The 2,822-nt window shown below is 52.5% G+C and carries 4 protein-coding genes; all 4 read right to left on the bottom strand.

Features of this window, described 5'->3' with window-relative positions; all coding sequences use genetic code 11:
- Window positions 1-157: 157 nt before the first annotated feature.
- Window positions 158-706 (bottom strand): hypothetical protein, encoded by a 549-nt coding sequence (locus ACSHWX_RS18075; protein ID WP_435669603.1) that lies wholly within the window; start codon window positions 704-706, stop codon window positions 158-160.
- Between the two features lie 230 nt (window positions 707-936).
- Window positions 937-1,767, bottom strand: a complete 831-nt coding sequence (locus ACSHWX_RS18070) for a relaxase/mobilization nuclease domain-containing protein (RefSeq protein ID WP_435669602.1) — start codon at window positions 1,765-1,767, stop codon at window positions 937-939.
- Entirely contained in the window at window positions 1,764-2,192 is a 429-nt protein-coding gene (mobC, locus tag ACSHWX_RS18065; RefSeq protein WP_435669601.1) for a plasmid mobilization relaxosome protein MobC, read from the bottom strand. Before mobC ends, ACSHWX_RS18070 begins: the two co-directional genes overlap by 4 nt.
- Window positions 2,193-2,406: 214 nt before the next feature.
- Window positions 2,407-2,822, bottom strand: a 416-nt coding sequence (locus ACSHWX_RS18060; RefSeq protein ID WP_435669600.1) for a recombinase family protein, incomplete at its 5' end; no start/stop codon positions are given.

The raw sequence follows: 2,822 nt of genomic DNA, 5'->3' as shown, positions 1-2,822 counted from the left end.
TGCGCACCGATACCGATGCTCATGCACACCAATATTAGGGCGCAGACCCGCCGCAAGCGAAAAGGACGCCTCATATGACACACCGATCTCAAGTTATAAAGATGCGTGCTGCGAGTTTCCCCGCAGCACTTTGAACCCATTCACTCGTTAAATAAGGTCAGTCTTCAAGTGCAGCAAAGCCGCCCTCGTACTCTTCGTCGTCAATTGTACCACTGAGGTCGCCAGCAACAGCAAGCGCGCCGTCATACTCGTAAAAGGTGCCTTCCATGTCCATGTCGATGTCATGCTCTTCATCATCACTCAGAGTACCTGTCAGATCAGCAGTCATGGAAGTGCCCGAAATATCACCGTCGATGTCCAGTGATCCCGTCAGCGAGGTATCAAGCTCGCCATCCCCGTCATAGATTCCGAAACTATACGCCGACCCAGTCACTTCACCGTTTGTAAAGTCTGCTGTCAGAGACAACTCACCAATCGCTTCGAGATCTTCATCGTCACCAATATCGGAAATACCGATTGCACCAGAAAGCGTGGCCGTCCCGCTCATTAGCTCGTCGGAGGCTTCTGTAAGCTCATCGTTCTCTGCCGCGTCGTAAATATCGGACGCCTCGTCATAACTGTCCGGAAGTGAACTGTCTTCGCTGCCAAGGCAGGCGGCCAGTGGAAGTGTGGCTACAGCCAAGGCTGCCATTGTGTAAAGTTTCATGAAAAAGTCTCCTAAGTCGTACTGTTGGAATCCAAAACGGGATCATAAAAGATCAAGTAAAACTTTCCACGGTCGCGGGAATGGAACAACCTATAGGAAGTTGTAGGTTTACAGTAAGCTCAGACCTTCGGCAGGGCGGAGTAACATCAGCCCCCCGAGATTCTACGTTACATTTCAGCTAAGACGGGTGAGCAAAAGCCAGCTCTGTGCAGGTCTGCGATTGGATTCTGTCACACACAATCGCATAGCTGCCGTTGGTACACGGCGCAGCGAAAGTCTGCTTCCCGCCCTAAGTTTTCGCTGACGCTTTTGAGTTCCTTCGGCTTACCAAGGCGCTCTGTTATATCTTTGGACTTCTTGCCGATGGCACGCGGGACCGAGATCACTTCGCCCTCAAATGTCACCGCGACATGACCACGCCGATCACCACGTGCGAGAAATAAGCCGCGTTCTTCCAGCGCATACGAAAAGCTGTTGCGGCTGTCAGAGATCGCCCAAGCCTCTTGAATATCAGCCTTGAGTCCTCCGGCGTGCCGTTCGATCCGCTTGGCTTGCTGCCATTCGGCCAGGGTAAAGTTGTGCGGATCGCGGTCCTTTGCGTTGGCGAGGCCTTTGGGCATCTGCCAGCCATGCTCAAGATAGAGCTGCTTTGAAACCTCCATCAGCTTGCTCTTGAAGAACGGTAGCGGCTTTGCTGTCATGGTTTCGGCGTCGATACGGCTCCACACGGCATGGCAGTGCCGCCGCCCTTCCTTCTCATGAAAAACAACAACGCGGGGTTGATCGGTAAGGCCGTGCTTTTCTTCAATCGCGGCAATGGCTTGTTCAAAAGTCTCGATACGGACGGATTCGGTCTCAGGTGGATTAAGCGAGACTGAAAACAGAAACTGCCTGCACTTCGAGCCTTTTGATACAGCTTCAGCCTCACGCAGCGCACCGACGACATCATCAGTCATGAAGCCCCTGACATCGTGGATTTCGACGTGCTCATTCTCGGCGGTCTTCAAAAGATGAAGCCCGAGCTGCTTTGCACCGCCGCGCTGAGAGGCTTTCAGGATCATGACGAACCTAAATCACTGCGATTGCCCAACGCCCGCAAAAGCGTCTCCCGCATCGCAGCAATATCCGCGCATGCGCGACAAATATCTTTCTCGGTTTCTTCTACAACGGGCAAAGAGCCAATATTCACGGCCTTGGCTAGCTGGTTGAGGTTATTGGCTATGCGTGAACCTCCGAGCAAAGCAAGCAGCTTTGCCAGACTGGCATCGTCCTTGATGGGGCGTCGTAGTTTTGAACGCGCCCGCTTGTTGGACGTACCTTGCCCATCAAAGACCTGGCGCTTGATATAACTGCCTAAGGGCTCGTCTCCAGCCAGTTCCTCAAGGCGGGTGCGTTCATCAAACGTCAGGCACAACGAAAACGGCGCAGGTTTCTTCTTTGCCCGCTTTTTCGCTATAGCATTGAATTTATTGTCTGTTGTGCTCATCGCCACACCTCAGATCACTTGGATCATGTTGTGCGAGATGGGTTTCCCATTCGAGAAGGGTATCAAAGAGAGAGTTCAAACTATCTCTCTCTAACTGCACCATTTGTATTTTCACCATACTGAAACACCCCTAAAGCCTTGAACAGTAAGGCTATTTTTGGTGTTCTAGCGCCTCCATTTCGATGGTAGTCAAATCGGCCTGTAAATGCCAATCTCAGCAGCATTCATCGAACTTGAAGTTCAAACATTCAATCGACGCACCGCGTGCGCGGAATGCTTCGCGCAGATCAAGGTGAAAACGGGTGTCGCGGGCAAAGCGTTTGAGGTCATCAAAGATCACCGTGAACCGTGTGTCAGGCTGGGCATCTAGAAACGACAAAAGCGCAACCATGCCCGGCCTTTTCATGAAATCACCGCCGCCTGAAATCGTGTCAGGGAACACCGCAGTGACGGCATAGCCTTGGCTTGCCGCAAATTCTCGACAGCGTGTCTCTTGGCTTTGCAGACCGTTGCCCTCTTCCTTTTGTGCGCGTGGTCCTCTTGTATTGAATCCATGGTCCATGCAATCGCGCATGACAACCGACCTCGCTTTGCAGGTCCTGTTGAGCGCCGTGTGGCGACGTAAGCCGA

Origin of the sequence: Maritalea sp. (assembly GCF_051251695.1) — a bacterium.
In the GTDB taxonomy this organism is placed as follows: Bacteria; Pseudomonadota; Alphaproteobacteria; order Rhizobiales; family Devosiaceae; genus Maritalea.
The sequence above is the reverse complement of the archived record's forward strand: the minus strand, read 5'-3'. Positions and strand labels throughout refer to the sequence as shown.